Origin of the sequence: Streptomyces viridochromogenes (assembly GCF_001270495.1) — a bacterium.
GTDB classification, from domain to species: Bacteria; Actinomycetota; Actinomycetes; order Streptomycetales; family Streptomycetaceae; genus Streptomyces; species Streptomyces viridochromogenes_A.
In genome coordinates this window covers 171,966-190,998 of the sequence record NZ_LGUR01000106.1, presented here as the reverse complement: position 1 = coordinate 190,998, position 19,033 = coordinate 171,966, and the positions used below count along the sequence as shown (strand labels likewise).

Genomic DNA, 19,033 nt, shown 5'->3' with positions numbered 1-19,033 from the left:
TCACGCCGCGACCGGAACCTCCGGCGCCGCGTCGGCGGTGGCCGGCGACAGGGCCAGTTCCAGGACCTGGCGGACATCCGTCACGGCGTGGACGTCGAGCTTGTCCAGCACCTCGGCGGGGACGTCGTCCAGGTCGGGCTCGTTGCGCTTGGGGATGACGACGGTCGTGACGCCCGCCCGGTGGGCCGCCAGCAGCTTCTGCTTCACGCCGCCGATGGGCAGGACCCGGCCGGTCAGGGAGACCTCGCCCGTCATCGCCACGTCCGTGCGGACCAGACGGCCCGACAGCAGCGAGGCCAGCGCGGTCGTCATCGTGACGCCCGCGCTCGGACCGTCCTTCGGCACCGCACCCGCCGGGAAGTGGATGTGCACGCCCCGGTCCTTCAGGTCGGCGACGGGCAGCTCCAGCTCGGCGCCGTGCGAGCGGAGGAAGGACAGGGCGATCTGTGCGCTCTCCTTCATCACGTCACCCAGTTGGCCGGTCAGGGTCAGACCTGCCGCGCCCGTCTCCGGGTCGGCCAGCGACGCCTCCACGAACAGCACGTCGCCACCCGCGCCGGTCACCGCGAGGCCCGTCGCCACGCCCGGCACGGCCGTACGGCGCTCCGCCGGGTCCTGGGCGGACTCGGGCACATGGTGCGGTCGGCCGATCAGGCCGCGCAGGTCGCCGTCCGTGATGGTGAACGGCAGCTCCCGCTCGCCCAGTTCATGCTGGGCCGCGACCTTGCGCAGGAGCCGCCCGATCGACCGCTCCAGCGTGCGGACACCCGCCTCGCGCGTGTACTCGCCGGCGAGCTTGCGCAGCGCGCTCTCGTCGAGCGTCACCTCGTCCTTCGCCAGCCCCGCCCGCTCCAGCTGACGCGGGAGCAGGTGGTCGCGGGCGATGACGACCTTCTCGTCCTCGGTGTAGCCGTCGAGGCGGACCAGCTCCATACGGTCGAGGAGGGCCTCCGGGATGGCTTCCAGGACGTTGGCGGTGGCGAGGAAGACGACGTCCGACAGGTCCAGTTCCACTTCCAGGTAGTGGTCGCGGAAGGTGTGGTTCTGGGCCGGGTCCAGGACCTCCAGCAGGGCCGCCGCCGGGTCGCCCCGGAAATCGGACCCCACCTTGTCGATCTCGTCGAGGAGGACGACCGGGTTCATCGAACCGGCCTCCTTGATCGCGCGCACGATCCGGCCGGGCAGCGCGCCGACGTACGTACGGCGGTGGCCGCGGATCTCGGCCTCGTCGCGGACGCCGCCGAGGGCGACCCGGACGAACTTCCGGCCCATGGCGTGCGCCACCGACTCGCCGAGTGAGGTCTTGCCGACGCCGGGCGGGCCGACGAGCGCGAGCACGGCACCGCCGCGCCGCCCGCCGACGACACCGAGGCCCCGGTCCGTACGACGCTTGCGCACCGCCAGGTACTCGGTGATGCGCTCCTTCACGTCCTCCAGGCCCGCGTGCTCGGCGTCCAGCACGCCCTTGGCGCCCTGGATGTCGTACGCGTCCTCGGTCCGCTCGTTCCAGGGGAGTTCGAGGACGGTGTCGAGCCACGTCCGGATCCACGATCCCTCGGGCGACTGGTCGCTGGACCGCTCCAGCTTGTCGACCTCCTTGAGCGCCGCTTCCCGCACCTTCTCGGGCAGGTCGGCGGCCTCCACGCGGGCGCGGTAGTCGTCGGACTCCTCGCCGTCCTGCTCGCCGTTCAGCTCGCGCAGCTCCTTGCGGACGGCCTCCAGCTGACGGCGCAGCAGGAACTCGCGCTGCTGCTTGTCGACGCCTTCCTGGACGTCCTTGGCGATGGTCTCGGCGACGTCCTGCTCGGCGAGGTGGTCGCGCAGTTGCTGGGTGGCGAGCTTGAGGCGGGTGACCGGGTCGGCGGTCTCCAGGAGCTCCACCTTCTGCTCGGTGCTCAGGAAGGGCGAGTAACCGGAGTTGTCGGCGAGGGCGGACACGTCGTCGATGGCCTGGACGCGGTCGACGACCTGCCAGGCGCCGCGCTTGCGCAGCCAGGCGGTGGCGAGGGCCTTGTACTCCTTCACCAGTTCGGCGACCTGTCCGGGCAGCGGCTCGGGCACGCTCTCGTCGACCCGGGCGCCCTCGACCCAGAGTGCGGCACCCGGTCCGGTCGTCCCGGCGCCGATCCGCACACGGCCGCGACCGCGGATCAGGGCGCCCGGGTCGCCGTCGGCCAGCCGGCCGACCTGCTCGACGGTGCCGAGCACACCGGTGCTCGCGTACGTCCCGTCGATGCGCGGCACCAGGAGCACCTTGGGCTTTCCGGGTTGCGAACGGGCGGCCGCCTGGGCGGCCTCCACCGCGGCGCGTACGTCGGCGTCGTTCAAGTCCAGCGGGACCACCATCCCGGGCAGCACGACCTCGTCGTCGAGGGGCAGCACGGGAAGGGTGAGCGGTGTGGACGTCGAAGCCATGATCTCCCCTTAGGCAGTCAAGTTGAGTTATGCCGACTCAATGCACGGGGGAGCCCGAATGTTCCCGGGGCCTCGTTCGCTGTGAGCGATCAGCTGCCGCACACACGGTGACCTCGCCTTTCGTGAATAAACGGTTGCCGGGCCCCGATCCTTCCCGCACCGTCTCCCCGTGACAGAGACCGAGACAGAGACAGAGAGCCTCCTCGCGGCCTACGACGACCAGATGCGCGGCGCGCCCCCGACTCCGCCCGCCGGCGTGACGTACGAAAAGGACGGCCCGCTGCTGCGGATCGTCGGCGGGTTCCGGGGCCTCGTCAGCGGCCCGCGCTCCCTCGGTGTGCGCGGCGCCGAGCTGGACCGGCTCATCGCGCGGCAGCGCGACTTCTTCGCGGCGCGCGGCGAGGCGGTGGAGTGGAAGACCCGCTCCCACGACGACCCGGCCGACCTCACCGACCGGCTGCGCGAGGCGGGCTTCGTGCCCGAGGACCGGGAGACGGTCCTGGTCGGACGCGCCGCCGACATGGCCGTACGGCAGCCGCTCCTTCCCGAGGGCGTGACGCTGCGCCGCGTCACGGCGGACGCGGACATGCGCCGGATCGCCGCGATGGAGTCGGTCGTGTGGGGCCAGGACTGGAGTTGGCTCGCCGACGACCTGATCGGCCGGGTCGCCTCGGCCCCGGACGAGATCTCCGTCCATGTCGCCGAGGCGGACGGCGAGGTCGTCTCGGCCGCGTGGCTGGTGTTCCGGGCGGGGACCGCGTTCGCGAGCCTGTGGGGCGGGTCAACTCTGGCCGAATGGCGGGGCCGTGGCATCTATCGCGCGCTGGTCGCCACCCGCGCCGCCCTCGCCACAGCCCGCGGCGTCACCTACCTCCACGTCGACGCGTCCGACGACAGCGCGCCCATCCTGCGGCGGCTGGGCTTCGAGGCGGTGACGACGACCACCCCGTACGTGTGGTCACCCCGGGCCGACTGAGCCCTGCCGCGTGTGCGCGGCGCGCCACCGCCGTACCAGCGGCCACATCGCGATCCCGATGACCAGGGAGATCAGATGCCCCCAATTGGTCAGCGGGTCCGCGAAGTTCAGCAGGTCCACGACCAGCATCCCGCCGAACAGGACCAGCAACGGCCACCGCAGCCACGGCCGCAGCAGCCCGGCCAGCGCACCGGTACCGGCGGCGACGCCGAAGCTGATGCCGTAGTCGAGGCGGTGCAGGGAACTGTCGGGGAGGTGTCCGACCAGCACCGCGAGACCCACCGGGACCTCGGTCGCGAGGGTGGCCAGGACGTGTCCGCCCAGGAAGACAACGGCCGTGCGCGCGCCGCCGATCCGCCGCTCGAGGGCGGTGAGCACGAGCAGGAAGCCGAGCGTGTACGACCCCAGGAATTCGCCCGCGACCCACAACGCGCTGGCGAGCAGCACCAGCACGGGCGTCCGCACGAGGTGCGCGACATCGGTGCTGGAGCCCTGGTGCAGGGCGTGGACGAGGTCGGGGTCCGCGTACGTGGTGATGAGCGAGGTGACGACCAGTACGGCGGCGTAGCCGAAGGTGAACGGCGTACCGGTGGGGGTGGGGAGCAGGCGCCAGGGACGGAAGGCACGGGTTCCGGACGCGGCGGCCCGGCTCGTCGCGGCCTCGGTGAGGACCGGGGGCAAGGGCCGCGGCGCGAGCACCGTGGCGGCGCCCAGCGGTCCGCGCTGCCGCGGCATCCCGTCCAGCAGCTCGGCCACCTCGGGCGCCGGAGTCGAGCCCTTCACACCACCGACCGCGGTCCGTTCCAAGGTGAGGCGCTCCTTCCGTTTCCCCCACCCTCGGACCGCCACCCCGCCGCGTCTGTGATGAGCGCCACACTGGAGCCGATTCTCAGCAACCTCTCAAGAACTTCTCGCGTCTTCACAGGGTTTCGTCTGGCGTAAATCCCTCGGCCGCCCCGGCCCGGACCTGCCAGGATGGCCGGATGCCCACTTCGTACGACATCCCCGAAGTCCTGGACCGTCGTGAGGGCCCGCACGGCGAGATCGTGCTGCGGCGGCACGGAGAGCTGCTCCAGATCATCGCGAACGGCTGCTTCCTGATGGACACCTCCGACGGGCGCTCGGAGCGGCTGCTGGTCGACGCGGCGCTCGGCGCGCTGGACGGGCGGCCTGCGCCGAAGGTGCTGATCGGCGGGCTCGGCGTCGGGTTCTCGCTCGCACACGCCGCCGCCGATCCGCGCCCGGGACGGATCGCCGTCGTGGAGCGTGAACGCGCGATTATCGACTGGCATCTCGACGGCCCGTTGTCCGACTTCTCCGCCTCGGCCCTCGCCGATCCGCGCACCGAGATTCTGGAAACGGATCTGGTGGCGTACGTACATGAGACATCCGCCACGTATGACGCCCTGTGCCTCGACATCGACAACGGCCCCGGCTGGACGGTCACCGAGGGCAACGACAGCCTGTACTCACCGGCCGGACTGGCGGGCTGCGCAAGGGTGTTGAGGCCCGGTGGGGTGCTTGCCGTATGGTCCGCCCAGCCGTCTCCGGAATTCGAAGAAACCTTGTGTAATGCCGGATTCCAACAGGTGCGTACCGAAGAGATCCCCGTTGCCCGGGGCGTTCCGGACGTCGTACACCTCGCCGTACGACCTGGATAGCCGTGGCACGGTGACTCCCCGTACTCTGCTCACCTGACGCGGATCATTCAAGCGTCAATCGCAAGCATGCGCAGGCACAGCCAGTTAGCGGGATCACCCCCACGGATTCCGGAAAGCAACTTTGGGGCGGGCGATGGAGCAGACACACACCTCCCACAACGGCACGGCGGCGACCCCTGGTGCACAGCGCCGGGTCCTCGTGGTCGAGGACGATCCGACCATCGTGGACGCCATCGCGGCCCGTCTGCGCGCCGAGGGCTTCCTCGTGCAGACCGCGGGCGACGGTCCGGCGGCGGTCGACACGGCGGAAGCCTGGCAGCCCGACCTGCTGATCCTCGACATCATGCTGCCGGGCTTCGACGGCCTGGAGGTATGCCGCCGGGTGCAGGCCCAGCGGCCGGTACCGGTGCTGATGCTGACCGCGCGCGACGACGAGACCGACATGCTGGTCGGGCTCGGGGTCGGCGCCGACGACTACATGACCAAGCCGTTCTCGATGCGGGAGCTGGCGGCGCGCGTGCACGTCCTGCTGCGCCGCGTCGAGCGGGCCGCGCTGGCCGCCACGACTCCGAGGTCGGGCATCCTGCGCCTCGGCGAGCTGGAGATCGACCACGCGCAGCGGCGGGTGCGGGTGCGCAGTGAGGACGTTCACCTCACCCCCACCGAGTTCGACCTCCTGGTGTGCCTGGCGAACACCCCGCGCGCGGTGCTCTCGCGTGAGCAGCTCCTCGCCGAGGTGTGGGACTGGGCCGACGCCTCCGGCACCCGGACCGTCGACAGCCACATCAAGGCGCTGCGCCGGAAGATCGGCGCCGAGCGGATCCGCACGGTGCACGGCGTGGGCTACGCCCTGGAGACCCCGACGCCATGAGCGACGGGCCGGCGCGGAGAGGCCCCGGGGAGCCCTGGGGCGGCCTGAGTCCGTTCTCGATCAAGACCAAGCTGGGCGCGCTGGTCATCATCGCGGTGCTGATCACCACCGGCCTGTCGATGATCGCCGTGCGCACCCAGACGGAGCTGCGCTTCATCACGGTCTTCTCGATGATCGCCACACTGCTCATTACGCAGTTCGTCGCCCATTCGCTCACCGCGCCACTGGACGAGATGAACGCGGTGGCCCGCTCCATCTCCCACGGCGACTACACGCGCCGGGTGCGCGACAACCGCCGCGACGAGCTGGGCGACCTGGCCGGGACGATCAACCTCATGGCCGACGAGCTGGAGGCCCAGGACCAGCAGCGCAAAGAGCTGGTGGCGAACGTCTCGCACGAGCTGCGCACGCCGATCGCGGGCCTGCGGGCGGTCCTGGAGAACGTCGTCGACGGCATCGCCGAGGCCGACCCCGAGACGATGCGCACGGCACTGAAGCAGACCGAGCGCCTCGGCCGGCTCGTGGAGACCCTCCTCGACCTGTCCCGGCTGGACAACGGCGTCGTACCGCTGCGGCTGCGGCGCTTCGAGGTGTGGCCGTACCTGTCCGGGGTGCTGAAGGAGGCCAACATGGTCTCCACCGCGCGCGGTGGCATGGCCTCGGGCTCCGGCAGCCACACCCGTACGGACGTCCATCTGCACCTCGACGTCTCCCCGCCGGAGCTGACCGCGCACGCCGACCCCGAGCGCATCCACCAGGTCGTCGCCAACCTCATCGACAACGCGATCAAGCACAGCCCGCCGCACGGCCGCGTGACGGTCAAGGCGCGGCGTGGCGCTCACCCGGAGTCGCTGGTGCTGGAGGTCCTGGACGAGGGGCCGGGCATTCCGCGGTCGGACTGGCACCGGGTCTTCGAGCGGTTCAACCGGGGCGCCGTGAGCCGGCCGCACGGACCGGGCAGCGACGGCGGTACGGGGCTGGGGCTGGCGATCGCGCGCTGGGCCGTCGATCTGCACGGCGGCCGGATCGGAGTGGCCGAATCCGAGCGGGGTTGCCGGATTCTTGTCACACTCCCAGGGCAGCCATCCGTACCAAGTTGACGTAAAGTTCGAAGCGGAGCACCAAGATCCACGTCTGTCCTGGCTGACGGACACGTGTGATCAGGTAGAGCCCCGCGCCGTCGGCGCGCCGGGCGCCGGTCGGGCCTTCCCAGATGAAGCGGAACCACGCTTGTTTCCCGCCATTTCCAGGCCCGAAACACGCTTTCCGATGTGACTTACGCGACGATGACCTTGCTCAGCCTGACCTTCCCGGCCATGGGGGCGTAGCCTTAATTCCCGCTGTCCATCACCTTGTGAAGCGGAAGAGGGCGGTTGCCGCCGTGTCGCCACAGTCCCCCAGTAACTCGAGCATCTCGACCGACGACCAAGCGGGCAAGAACCCCGCTGCCGCGTTCGGTCCGAACGAGTGGCTCGTCGACGAGATCTATCAGCAGTACCTCCAGGACCCCAATTCGGTAGACCGAGCCTGGTGGGACTTCTTCGCCGACTACAAGCCGGGAGCGCCCGCCGCCTCGGCTCCGGCGGGTACCGCGGCCGCGGGGGCCGCGGGGACCACCACCACTGCTCCGGCCGCACCGGCCGCTCCGGCCACCCCGTCGGTCCCCGCGCCGGCCCCGGCGGCTCCGAAGCCCGCGGCCGCCGCGCCCGCGGCTCCGGCCGCTCCGGCTCCGGCCGCGGCGAAGCCCGCCGCGCCCGCGCCGGCCGCGAAGCCCGCTCAGCCGAAGAAGGCCGAGCCCGCCACCGCGACCGCCGACGGTCCCGAGCTGGTGACGCTGCGCGGCCCCGCCGCCGCGGTCGCGAAGAACATGAACGCCTCGCTGGAGGTGCCCACGGCCACGTCCGTGCGCGCGGTCCCGGTGAAGCTGCTCTTCGACAACCGCATCGTCATCAACAACCACCTGAAGCGCGCCCGGGGCGGGAAGATCTCCTTCACGCACCTGATCGGCTACGCGATGGTGCAGGCCATCAAGGCCATGCCGTCGATGAACTACTCCTTCGCGGAGAAGGACGGCAAGCCGACCCTGGTCAAGCCGGAGCACATCAACTTCGGCCTCGCCATCGACCTGGTCAAGCCCAACGGCGACCGCCAGCTCGTGGTCGCGGGCATCAAGAAGGCCGAGACCCTGAACTTCTTCGAGTTCTGGCAGGCCTACGAGGACATCGTCCGCCGCGCCCGCGACGGCAAGCTGGGCATGGACGACTTCACCGGCGTGACGGTCTCCCTGACCAACCCCGGCGGCCTCGGCACCGTCCACTCCGTGCCGCGTCTGATGCCCGGCCAGTCGGTGATCATGGGCGTCGGCTCCATGGACTACCCGGCGGAGTTCCAGGGCACGTCCCAGGACACCCTGAACAAGCTCGGCATCTCGAAGGTCATGACGCTCACGTCGACCTACGACCACCGGGTCATCCAGGGCGCCGCCTCCGGCGAGTTCCTGCGGATCGTCGCGAACCTCCTCCTCGGCGAGAACGGCTTCTACGACGACATCTTCGAGGCGCTGCGCATCCCCTACGAGCCGGTCCGCTGGCTCAAGGACATCGACGCCTCGCACGACGACGACGTCACCAAGGCCGCCCGTGTCTTCGAGCTGATCCACTCCTACCGCGTCCGCGGCCACGTCATGGCCGACACCGACCCGCTGGAGTACCAGCAGCGCAAGCACCCCGACCTGGACATCACCGAGCACGGCCTCACCCTGTGGGACCTGGAGCGCGAGTTCGCCGTCGGCGGCTTCGCCGGCAAGTCCCTGATGAAGCTGCGGGACATCCTCGGTGTGCTGCGCGACTCGTACTGCCGCACCACCGGCGTCGAGTTCATGCACATCCAGGACCCCAAGCAGCGCCGGTGGATCCAGGACCGCATCGAGCGCGCGCACACCAAGCCGGAGCGCGAGGAGCAGCTGCGCATCCTGCGCCGGCTGAACGCGGCGGAGGCCTTCGAGACCTTCCTGCAGACGAAGTACGTCGGCCAGAAGCGCTTCTCCCTGGAGGGCGGCGAGTCCGTCATCCCGCTGCTGGACGCGGTCATCGACAGCGCCGCCGAGTCCCGCCTGGACGAGGTCGTCATCGGCATGGCCCACCGCGGCCGCCTGAACGTCCTCGCCAACATCGTCGGCAAGTCGTACGCCCAGATCTTCCGCGAGTTCGAGGGCAACCTCGACCCGAAGTCGATGCACGGCTCCGGTGACGTGAAGTACCACCTGGGCGCCGAGGGCACCTTCACCGGTCTCGACGGCGAGCAGATCAAGGTCTCCCTGGTCGCGAACCCCTCGCACCTGGAGGCGGTGGACCCGGTCCTGGAGGGCGTCGCCCGCGCCAAGCAGGACATCATCAACAAGGGCGGCACGGACTTCACGGTCCTGCCGGTGGCGATCCACGGCGACGCGGCCTTCGCGGGCCAGGGCGTGGTGGCCGAGACCTTGAACATGTCGCAGCTGCGCGGCTACCGCACCGGCGGCACGGTCCACATCGTCATCAACAACCAGGTCGGCTTCACGGCGGCTCCCGAGTCGTCGCGCTCCTCCATGTACGCCACCGACGTGGCCCGCATGATCGAGGCGCCGATCTTCCACGTGAACGGCGACGACCCCGAGGCGGTCGTCCGCGTTGCCCGTCTGGCCTTCGAGTTCCGCCAGGCGTTCAACAAGGACGTCGTGATCGACCTCATCTGCTACCGCCGCCGCGGTCACAACGAGACCGACAACCCGGCCTTCACCCAGCCGCTGATGTACGACCTGATCGACCGCAAGCGCTCGGTGCGCAAGCTGTACACCGAGTCCCTCATCGGTCGCGGCGACATCACCCTGGAAGAGGCCGAGCAGGCGCTGCAGGACTACCAGGGCCAGTTGGAGAAGGTCTTCACGGAGGTCCGTGAGGCCATCTCGCAGCCGGCCGCGGCCGAGCCGGCGGAGCCGCAGGCCGAGTTCCCGGTGGCCGTCAACACCGCGGTCACCTCGGAGGTCGTCAAGCGGATCGCCGAGTCCCAGGTCAACATCCCCGACCACATCACCGTTCACCCGCGTCTGCTGCCGCAGCTCCAGCGCCGGGCGTCCATGGTCGAGGACGGCACCATCGACTGGGGCATGGGCGAGACGCTCGCCGTCGGCTCCCTCCTCCTGGAAGGCGTGCCGATCCGCCTCGCGGGCCAGGACTCGCAGCGCGGTACGTTCGGCCAGCGTCACGCGGTGCTGATCGACCGCGAGACGGGCGAGGAGTTCACGCCGCTGATGTACCTCGGCGAGGACCAGGCGCGTTACAACGTCTACAACTCCCTCCTCTCCGAGTACGCCGCGATGGGCTTCGAGTACGGCTACTCGCTGGCGCGTCCCGACGCCCTGGTGATGTGGGAGGCCCAGTTCGGCGACTTCGTCAACGGCGCCCAGACGGTCGTGGACGAGTTCATCTCGTCGGCCGAGCAGAAGTGGGCGCAGACCTCCGGCGTCGTCCTGCTGCTGCCGCACGGCTACGAGGGCCAGGGCCCGGACCACTCGTCCGCCCGCCCGGAGCGTTTCCTCCAGCTGTGCGCGCAGAACAACATGACGGTCGCCATGCCGACCCTGCCGTCGAACTACTTCCACCTCCTGCGGTGGCAGGTGCACAACCCGCACCACAAGCCGCTGGTCGTCTTCACCCCGAAGTCGATGCTGCGCCTGAAGGCCGCTGCCTCGAAGGCGGAGGAGTTCACGACGGGCCAGTTCCAGCCGGTCATCGGCGACGCGTCGGTCGACCCGGCCGCCGTCAAGAAGGTCGTCTTCTGCGCCGGCAAGGTCTACTACGACCTGGACGCCGAGCGGAAGAAGCGCGGCGTCACGGACACGGCGATCATCCGCATCGAGCGCCTGTACCCGCTGCCGGGTGCCGAGCTCCAGGCCGAGATCGCCAAGTACCCGAACGCCGAGAAGTACCTGTGGGCCCAGGAGGAGCCGGCGAACCAGGGTGCGTGGCCGTTCATCGCGCTCAACCTGATCGACCACCTGGACCTGGCGGTCGGCGCCGAGGTCCCGCACGGCGAGCGCCTGCGCCGGATCTCCCGTCCGCACGGCTCGTCCCCGGCGGTGGGTTCGGCCAAGCGCCACCAGGCCGAGCAGGAGCAGCTGGTGCGTGAGGTGTTCGAGGCGTAAGCCTCCGGCGGTTCAGCCGAATCTCAGGGCCCGGTGCCGAGTTCTTGCTCGGTGCCGGGCCCTTTCGCCTGCCCAGGGGGGTGGTTGGGGGGCGTACGCGACTGCAGGTTCGTCGTGGCTGGTCGCGCGCACGCGGCGGAGCCGCAAATCGACACAGCCCCGCGCCCCTTGGGGAACTGCGGTGCCGTTAGCTGATCAGAGCCCCGGATCACCTTCGACCTGGCCAATCGGTTCGCCTTCCACCTCCGGTCAGATCGGTTGAGGCTCGAAGTCCCAGTACGGGCGCTGCCGTTCGAGGATGTGGCGGGTCTGCGGGTGGTCGGCGCCGAGCCGTGACGTCAGACGGGCCACGGTGTCCCGGTGCAGCGCCTCGGACTCCTCCCGCTCGCCCAGTTCGGCCAGGTCCAGTGCGAGCCCGGCCCGCAGGCTGATGGTGAGCACATGCGCGTCGCCCAGGACGCGCGCGGAACGGTCGGCGGTCTCCCGGCCCAGCGCTGCCGCCGCCTCGATCTCTCCTACGCCGGCCAGCGCGGCGACCTCGTTCTTGGCGCAGCCGATGGCCCACGGGTGGTCCCGGCCCACCGCCCGCCGCATCTGCGGCGCGGTCTGCCGGGACAGCGCCAGCGCGGCCCGGTGCTCGCCCATGTCCCGCATGACGGTGGCGACGTTGTCCCGCGCGCCGATCGCGTACGGGTGGCGGTCGCCGAGCTGGGCGGCGTACTGGGTGGCGGTGGCCTCGGCCAGGCCCCTGGCCTCCTCCGTGAGCTCCAGGTCGCGCAGCAGCATCGCGTAGTCGCAGGACGCCATCAGCGTCTCGGGGTGCGTCGGGCCACGGCGGCGGATCAGCTTCTCGCGGACGCCGCGCAGCATGGCGTGCGCGAACTGGAGGTCTCCGACCCGGCGGGCGCACAGCGCGAGGTTGTGCTCGGCGAGCAGGGTCTGGCTGTGGGTGCGGTCCAGGACCTGGCCGTGGACACGGGAGTTGTGGCCCTGGATGGTCAGCGCCTCGCGGTAGCTGCCGAGCAGGCGCAGCATCCAGGCGGTGCGCAGCGAGGAGTTGAGGGTGAGGGCGTCGCGTTCGCCGAGTAACTCCAGGCGGGCCTCGTAGATCCTGCGGTGCAGGGCGAGCGACTCGGTGTAGTGGCCCTGGAGGCCGAGGGCGACGGCGAGGTTGCTGCGGATGGCGAGGGTGCGCGGCACCTGTGCGCCGCCGAGTTCCGCGGCGGCGGTCGCGGCGGCCTCGTCGAACAGGGCGCGGGCCTCCGGGTACCGGCCGAGCGCCATGAGGGTGCCGCCGAGGCCGTCCTTGGCGCGGATCACCTCGATCGGCCGGACGTCGTCGGCGCGTTCGAGCCGCCCGAGGATCTCCCGGCCGACTGTCTCGGCCTCCGCGTACTTTCCCGCTCTGCGCAGCATGTTGGCCAGCTGGTGGACGGCCACGAGCACCGAGCGGTCGGTGTCGCCCGAGGTGGCCCGCCAGTGCTCCACGGCCTTGCGGCTGAGCAGCCAGCCGTCGTGGTACTCGCCCCGCATCCGCAGGTACTCGATGCAGTTGAGGACCAGTTCACGCGCGTCGTCGTCGTCCGACTCCAGGGCCCCGGAGGGTTCGAGGTGCGGGATGAGGGCGGCGTACCGGGCCCAGTTGCCGGCCGAGGAGGAGTCGCGCGGGTCGGCGGAGACGAGGACCTTGCGGGCGGCGGCCGAGTAGCGCTCGGCGTCGGCGGGCGACTGGATGGACCGTACGAAGCGGTGGAAGAGGCGGTGCATGCGCAGGGTGCCGACGGTCTGGGTGTCCATCCGCGGCCCGGGTTCGTACTCGATCCGCATGGAGGTGATCTCGGACAGCCGGCGCAGGGCGGTGTTCCAGCTGCTGGGCTCGGCGATCAGTTCGTCCAGTTCGGCGGGCAGGTCGCCGTGCCGGGCGGTCTGCAGCAGCCGTACCGGCACCACGTCGTGCGAGAAGCAGACGAGCAGGTTGAGCAGTTGCCAGGCGGACTCCGAGCCCTCGCGCAGGGTGTTGACGAGCTTCGCCCAGGCGACCTCGAAGCTCTCCGGGTACTGGCCGGAGGCCATGACACCGAAGCGGTGCGGGCGGCCGTCGCGGATGTCCCGGATGTAGTCGTCGACCGGCACGGTGGGGTTGATGTCCAGCCAGGCGGACGTCTGGTCGAGCAGCAGGGGCATGTCCTCCACGGCCTCGGCGAGGCGCTCGGCCTGGGTGTCGCTGAGGCGTTCCGTGCGGCGCGCGGCGAAGGCGACGCTCTCGCGGCGTTCGAAGACGGGTACGGCGATGTTCTCCGCGTGGGCGCCCCACTCGCTGCGGTGGGTGGTGACGAGGATGTGGCCGCGTCCTTCGGGCACCAGGTCGATCAGCCGCTCCGGGTCGCCGGCGCCGTCCAGGACGAGCAGCCAGGGCCGGGCGGTGCCGTCGAGTTCCCGGCGGACGGCGGTGATGGTGTTCGCGAGGTCGCCGGAGTCGCGCAGGTCCAGGGCGGCGGCGAGGTCGGCGAACTGCTGGCGGGCGGTGACGCGTTGGGCGGCGTTGATCCACCAGACGATGTCGTACTCACCGGCGAACCGGTGGACGTACTCCAGGGCCAGCTGGGTCTTGCCGAAGCCGCCGGGGCCGAGCAGCGCCACGGCGGCGCCGTCGGGTCCGGCGGCGGAGAAGGCGCCGTAGACCTTCTCCAGCAGTTCGGTGCGGCCGATGAAGCGGCGGTTGCGGCGCGGGACCTGCCAGACGTCCGGCGGATCGTCGGGGAAGCGGGGACCGCGGCGCAGGTCGATCAGGACGCCCGGGGCGGGTATGCCCGCGCACTCCAGGACCCGGCTGCGCGCGACCTCGGGCCGCAGGCCGCGCAGTTCGACGGGGGCCAGGGCGATGACGGCCTCGGGCATGGGCCGGGCGGTGATGCTCACGGCGGCGATGCGGTCCTGGTAGGTCGGCAGCACCTGCCGCAGGGCCTCGGCCCAGGCGTCGAACCGCTCGTCTCCCAGCCGCTCGTGCCAGTCGTCGATCACGAGCAGGACGCGTCCCGGCGCGCTGAGCAGGCTGGTGAACGCCTCGGCGGTCGGCGGTCGGCGCAACGGGTTCCACCTGATCAGCGTGGTGCCCCGTCCCGCGGCCCGGATCTGGTGGTCGATCCACTTGGCCCAGGACTCGCTCTGTCCGGCGAAGACCACCGTGACGTGTCCGAGTTCCGCCGCCATCTCGCCGTATCCCCTCGACTGAACCTGGTCACGTCTGTGCACAGGCTATTCAATTGTGCGTCAAATCGGTTCCAGAGGTAATGAGTTGAGCATTGTTCCAGTCACCGGGCCGCGCGAGACGTCCGCTCCAGCCGGTGCGCGATGTGCCGGACGAGCCGCTCCAGGTCGGCACAGTAGACACTGGGATGCCGGAACCCGGTCCCGGGAGCGTACCGGTGCACGTAGTTCCCGCCCCCGCACACCTTCCCCACGGGGCAGCCCAGGCACTCGTCGGCGAGCCCTCGCTCCCCCAGCTGGCGTGCGGCGACGCCGGGATGGCGCAGGGCCTGGTCGAACGAGTGCCGGAAGACGTCCAGGCCGGTCTCCGAGGCGCCCTCGTACGCCGACCTGAGCGAGTCGACCTGCTCGATGGCGCCGTCCGTCTCGACCACGACGGCCGCCATCGGCGACAGCCCCACGGCCTCGGCGCGGCTGGGGGAGCCGAGCAGCAGTCCGGTGATCTCCTGGAACAGCCGTACGCGCGTGCCGAGCCGCCCCTCGTCCCACCAGGCGTCGAAGACGGTGGCGAGCCAGTCACCGTAGGGCGTGGGCTGGGGGCGGTGCCTGCCCGGGGGCCGGCTCGGCATGCCCGGGGGTGGCCGGTCCCAGTTGGCGTGCGGGAGGAGGAAGTCGACCCCGGGTGGGCGCAGCGCGAGGAGCGAGCGGTAGACGTCCAGGGGATCGGCCGCCAGGTCGATCGTGCAGAGGATTCCGGCGTACGACTCCGGGCGCGCCGCGAGCCGCTGTGCCGCCGCGTGCGCGGCGGGCCAGGCGGGGCGTCCGGCGTGGTCGGTCCGGCGGGCGTTGTGCGCGGCGCGCCCGCCGTCGAGGCTGAGGCCGACCCGGATGTCCGCGCCGGCGAGGCGGTCGAGGGCCCTGGCCGTCAGGCGGGTGCCGTTGGTCTGGACGGTGGCGGTGACGTGGCAGTCGACGGCCTCCCGTACCGCGGCGGCGTAGGCGAGGACGGGGTCGGGGCCGGTGAGGAGGGGTTCGCCGCCGTGGAGTTCGATACGGACGGTGTCGAGGCGGTGGGTGCGGACGTGCTCGGCGATCCGGTCCGCCGCGCGGCGCATGGTGCGGTCGGGGGTACGGGCGGGGCGGTCACGCCAGCCGTGGTCGGGGCCCTGGTAGAGGTAGCAGTAGGTGCAGTCGAGGTTGCACCGGCCGTGCACCTTCAGCACGAACTGCCGGAAGGGCACGGGCCGATGGGCCGTGGTGTCGAGGAGGGCGTGCGGCCACGTCGGGTGGGGGTGGGTCGTCATGGGGCGTCTTCGTAGTGGGCGACGACGGTGTTCTCCCCCTCACGGGTGCGGAGTTCGGCGAGGATCGCGGCCAAAACCGGGTGGTCGGTGTGGTCGGGTGGCGCGATCTCCGGGAGGGGTATGTGGGTGTCGTCGGTGGGGAGGGTCACTCGTCGGCCGTTTCGGGGGACAGGCGGGAGATGAGCGAGCGGAGGAGGCGCACGCGGTCGCGGTCGTCCGTCAGGCGGAGGGCACGGTCGTAGTCGATGCGGGCCTCGTAGGCCCTGCCCATCGCCTTGCGTGCCCGACCCCGTTCGGTGAGGGCGGCGGCCGCCAGCTCCACCTCACCCGCCTCCTCGGCGATCCGGACGGCCTGGCTGAAGAAGTCGACCGCCTTGTGCAGGTCGGCGATGGCCGCAGTGCGCTCGTACAGCAGCCGGGCCACGTTGCCCCGGCTGATCCGGCACTGGGCGAGCAGCCATGGGTGCTCGGAACCGCGGACGGCCTCCGCGAACAGCCAGTCCGCCTCGTACAGGTCGGTCAGCACGCCGGCCAGGAGGTAACGGCGGTAGTAGGCGCGTCCCAGGTTCAGGCGCAGCCACGGTAGCTGGGGGTCGTCGGGCAGGCACTCGTCGACCGCTTGACGCAGATGGTCGACGCTCCTCGCGATGTCCTCGGCCTCTCCTCTGAGGCCGAACCGGACATACAGTGCCCGGCCGAGGTCGGCCAGCACGCGGGGCCGTCGCTGGTCGTCCTCACCGAGCAATCGCACCGCCTGCTCCCATGCCTCGACGGCGCGGTTCAGCTCGGTCAGCTCTCCGGTCTGGTCGTGGCGGCCGCGGTATATCCCCCCGGCCCGCACCAGGCACTCGAACCCGAGCTCCGGGTCGTCGCCCGCGGCCCGCTGGGCCTGCTCCACCGCGTACAGCAGCAGCCCCTCCTGACGCTCGGTCTGCGGGATCTCGACAGCGACCGCCACGTCCAGCCAGATCCGGCAGCGCTCGGCGGCCGGCAGGGCGGTCTCGTCCCGGACCGCCTCCATGAGGTCCTCGGCGGCACTCGCGGCGGCGTCGGCGGCGACCACGTCGTGGCCCTCGCGCTCCCGGGCCAGTTCGAGCCACAGCCGTCCCCGGGCCACGAGGGTGTGCACGGAGCCGGACAGCCGCAGCCACGCGCTCGCCGCGTCGACGGCCCGACGCAGCTGGAGCACGCGCCAGTCCGGGCCGTGGGGCCCGACGTCCGCCAGGGTCCGCCGCACGACGGTCAGCGCCTCCGCTGCGGTCCTCCTGCGGGCCCGTGCCGCCGGCTCCGACTCCTCCTCCGCCAGGACCGCGCCGAGGTTGAGGTCGGCCAGGTACAGCAGCACGTCCCGCGCCCGCTCCGTCGCCTGCCCCGGCTCGGCCCCGGCCCAGTCCCGCAGGCTCTGCGGAATCCCGTCGAAGTCGACCCCGCTCCCCGCCACCTCTTGTGCCTGAGCCCAGCACACCAGCCCGAGTACGAGCCGTCCGCGCACCGTGACGGCCTGCCCGTCGAGCGCCTCCCACGCCTCCCGCAGGTCCTCGCCCACTCGGCGCACCCGCCACCGGGCGAGCAGCGCGTTGGCCAGCTCCTCGCCGGCGGGGATCCGCTGACCGCCCGATCCCGCGACCGCGACCGCCTGCCGTGAGTACTCCACCGCGGCGTCGAGTTCCCGGACGAGTCCCTCGCCGTCGAACCGCGCGAGCGCCTGCCGGCCCAGATCGAGCAGTTCCGTCGCGCTCTGCCCCGCGGCCATGGCCCCTGCCGCCATGGTCCCCGCCACCGCGGGCAGCCGCGCCCCCAGGTCCCTCAGCACGTCGGCCGACACCTCGGCGAACGCCCGCAGCCCGGCCGGTTCCCGCTCCGCCGGACCGGTCAGCCGTTCCCGGTGCGCGCCCGGCGGCACGGCGCCCCGCAGAAACGCCCCGGCCAGCGCAGGGAAGTTCCGTGCGCTGCGCCCGAACTTCCGCTCCACGTACTCGGAGCAGTGCTTGAACAGCAGCTCCACCTCGCCGACCGTCAGCCGGGACCGCAGCTCGGTCGCCACCCCCGGCAGGAAGTCGTAGCGGACGGCCCGTGGGTCGTCCGTGTCCTCCCGCCGCCGTAGCAGCCCGCTGAGCAGCACTTCGGACAGTACGTCCGGCCCGCTCCCGGCCAGCATGGCGTGCTGGACGAGCTGCATCACCGGCAGGTACAGCGGCACCGCGGACAGATACACGGCCAGTCGGCGCGCCTCGGACGACGCCGGACGCCAGAAGGCGCGGACGCGCTCGGCACCGCTGCGTTCCTGCGCGGCCCGCACCGGTGCCGCGGACGCGGGATGGTCGGCCCGCACCCAGGCGGCCGCGGCGGACAGCGACTGTCCCGTGGCGCCGGACACCAGCCGCGCCCAGCCCTCCACCGACCCCCGCCGCAGCGCGAGCACGGGTACGGGCAGCGCGCCGAAGACGACCGGCTCCTTGTCGGGCCGGAACAGCAGCGACCCGGCGGGCCCTTCGCGCCGGTGCAACATCCCGCGCCGGGCGGGCAGATGGGTGCGCAGCCACATCCGCTGCGGCAGCGGCTGTACGACGGCCACGGGCGCGGTACCGGCCCAGCGGTGCAGCAGCCGCTGCACCTGCCCGCTGCGCCACATGGGCCCGGCGCAGTCGCTGAGGAGCAGCGTGACGCGCCGTCCGGTCGGATCGCTGAGCTGCTCCGGTGCGTGGAGGGCGGCACCCGGCTCCGGGGTGGCCGCGCAGCCGGGCAGTCCGCCGGGCACCTCGTGCAGATAGCGCACCTGCACCTCGCGGAAGGCGCCGGCGCGGGCGCACACCTGGCGCAGTTCGTCGAGGGCCTGCTGCCATACGACCGTGGAGGTGGAGACGTCCATCAGGAGCAGCAGGCGGGCCTCGCGGCGCCGGTCGGTGCGCAGGACGGGCAGGACGAGACCGGACTCGGCGGCGCGTTCGGCGGTGGCGTGCTCGTCGAGGGTGCGCGGGACGGGGCGTACGGGGGCGCGGTAGCGCTGGAGGGGCCGTAATCCCCGTTGCAGGGCGAGGGGTTCGGGCAGGGCGGGTGCGGCGGGGACACGGACCGGGGTCATCCGGGCGTCGGTGTCGTCGCCGCCCGGGCCGGGTGCGAACAGGCGGGCGCTGTCGGGCTCCGGCTGCTCGTCGTCCTCGGCGGGCGGGCGCGGGGCCTGGCGCGTGCGCGGGGACGGTGTTCCGGTGCCGGCGGCCGGTTCCGGACCGGAGGAGGGAGCCGCCCCCACCCTGCCGGCCTGTTCCGGGGAGGGCGGCAGCCGGCGGGCCAGCCACAGGGCGTCCGCCAGCTCCTCGACGCCGGGCGGGATGCCCGCGTCCCGCATACGCGCGACCAGCGCCGTGAGCCACGGGCTCACGCCGCTGGCCGGGATGCCGGGAGCGGGGGGCGTCATCG

The 19,033-nt window shown here is 71.8% G+C and carries 11 protein-coding genes; 5 read left to right on the top strand and 6 right to left on the bottom strand.

What is annotated here, in order from left to right; translation table 11 throughout:
- Nucleotides 1–2,415, bottom strand: a complete 2,415-nt coding sequence (gene lon / locus ADK36_RS11705) for an endopeptidase La (RefSeq protein ID WP_048586090.1) — start codon at nucleotides 2,413–2,415, stop codon at nucleotides 1–3.
- Nucleotides 2,416–2,638: 223 nt separating this feature from the next.
- On the opposite strand from lon, the gene ADK36_RS11700 reads away from it, so the two are divergent.
- Nucleotides 2,639–3,391, top strand: coding sequence for a GNAT family N-acetyltransferase (locus ADK36_RS11700; RefSeq protein ID WP_053197256.1), 753 nt, complete (start codon nucleotides 2,639–2,641; stop codon nucleotides 3,389–3,391).
- Here ADK36_RS11700 and ADK36_RS11695 read toward each other — a convergent pair.
- A complete protein-coding gene (locus ADK36_RS11695) occupies nucleotides 3,374–4,198 on the bottom strand; it encodes a rhomboid-like protein (protein ID WP_053197230.1) in 825 nt (274 codons plus the stop codon). The genes ADK36_RS11700 and ADK36_RS11695 overlap by 18 nt on opposite strands.
- A 176-nt stretch (nucleotides 4,199–4,374) precedes the next feature.
- Between ADK36_RS11695 and ADK36_RS11690 the strand changes: the two genes are divergently transcribed.
- The 4 genes from ADK36_RS11690 (at nucleotide 4,375) to ADK36_RS11675 (ending at nucleotide 11,105) form a co-directional block, all read left to right on the top strand.
- Nucleotides 4,375–5,052 (top strand): spermidine synthase, encoded by a 678-nt coding sequence (locus tag ADK36_RS11690; protein WP_048586088.1) that lies wholly within the window; start codon nucleotides 4,375–4,377, stop codon nucleotides 5,050–5,052.
- 133 nt (nucleotides 5,053–5,185) lie between these two features.
- On the top strand, nucleotides 5,186–5,923 hold the full coding sequence (locus ADK36_RS11685) for a response regulator transcription factor (RefSeq protein ID WP_003997964.1): 738 nt from the start codon (nucleotides 5,186–5,188) through the stop codon (nucleotides 5,921–5,923).
- Nucleotides 5,920–7,023 carry a sensor histidine kinase gene (locus tag ADK36_RS11680; RefSeq protein WP_048586087.1) on the top strand — a complete coding sequence of 368 codons (1,104 nt, stop codon included), beginning with the start codon at nucleotides 5,920–5,922 and terminating at the stop codon, nucleotides 7,021–7,023. The genes ADK36_RS11685 and ADK36_RS11680 overlap by 4 nt, the downstream gene beginning before the upstream one ends.
- 281 nt (nucleotides 7,024–7,304) lie before the next feature.
- Nucleotides 7,305–11,105 carry a multifunctional oxoglutarate decarboxylase/oxoglutarate dehydrogenase thiamine pyrophosphate-binding subunit/dihydrolipoyllysine-residue succinyltransferase subunit gene (locus ADK36_RS11675; RefSeq protein WP_048586086.1) on the top strand — a complete coding sequence of 1,267 codons (3,801 nt, stop codon included), beginning with the start codon at nucleotides 7,305–7,307 and terminating at the stop codon, nucleotides 11,103–11,105.
- A gap of 249 nt (nucleotides 11,106–11,354) precedes the next feature.
- Here the strand turns inward: ADK36_RS11675 and fxsT are convergent, their stop codons facing one another.
- The 4 genes from fxsT to ADK36_RS11660 are packed head-to-tail and all read right to left on the bottom strand — an operon-like array spanning nucleotide 11,355 to nucleotide 19,031.
- Nucleotides 11,355–14,357, bottom strand: coding sequence for an FxSxx-COOH system tetratricopeptide repeat protein (fxsT, locus tag ADK36_RS11670; RefSeq protein ID WP_159391799.1), 3,003 nt, complete (start codon nucleotides 14,355–14,357; stop codon nucleotides 11,355–11,357).
- Nucleotides 14,358–14,416: 59 nt separating this feature from the next.
- Entirely contained in the window at nucleotides 14,417–15,616 is a 1,200-nt protein-coding gene (locus ADK36_RS11665) for an FxsB family cyclophane-forming radical SAM/SPASM peptide maturase (RefSeq protein WP_078942571.1), read from the bottom strand.
- On the bottom strand, nucleotides 15,613–15,765 hold the full coding sequence (locus ADK36_RS48740; RefSeq protein ID WP_159029307.1) for a hypothetical protein: 153 nt from the start codon (nucleotides 15,763–15,765) through the stop codon (nucleotides 15,613–15,615). Before ADK36_RS48740 ends, ADK36_RS11665 begins: the two co-directional genes overlap by 4 nt.
- Complete coding sequence (locus tag ADK36_RS11660; RefSeq protein WP_048586084.1) at nucleotides 15,762–19,031, bottom strand: tetratricopeptide repeat protein; 3,270 nt, start codon at nucleotides 19,029–19,031, stop codon at nucleotides 15,762–15,764. Before ADK36_RS11660 ends, ADK36_RS48740 begins: the two co-directional genes overlap by 4 nt.
- Nucleotides 19,032–19,033 lie beyond the last annotated feature (2 nt).

Excerpts from the sequence above, each read along its gene's own strand:
- ADK36_RS11660 (WP_048586084.1), bottom strand. The coding sequence starts at position 19,031 with ATGACGCCCCCCGCTCCCGGCATCCCGGCCAGCGGCGTGAGCCCGTGG.
- ADK36_RS11665 (WP_078942571.1), bottom strand. The coding sequence starts at position 15,616 with ATGACGACCCACCCCCACCCGACGTGGCCGCACGCCCTCCTCGACACC.
- ADK36_RS11690 (WP_048586088.1), top strand. The coding sequence starts at position 4,375 with ATGCCCACTTCGTACGACATCCCCGAAGTCCTGGACCGTCGTGAGGGC.
- lon (WP_048586090.1), bottom strand. The coding sequence starts at position 2,415 with ATGGCTTCGACGTCCACACCGCTCACCCTTCCCGTGCTGCCCCTCGAC.
- ADK36_RS11685 (WP_003997964.1), top strand. The coding sequence starts at position 5,186 with ATGGAGCAGACACACACCTCCCACAACGGCACGGCGGCGACCCCTGGT.
- ADK36_RS11680 (WP_048586087.1), top strand. The coding sequence starts at position 5,920 with ATGAGCGACGGGCCGGCGCGGAGAGGCCCCGGGGAGCCCTGGGGCGGC.
- ADK36_RS11700 (WP_053197256.1), top strand. The coding sequence starts at position 2,639 with ATGCGCGGCGCGCCCCCGACTCCGCCCGCCGGCGTGACGTACGAAAAG.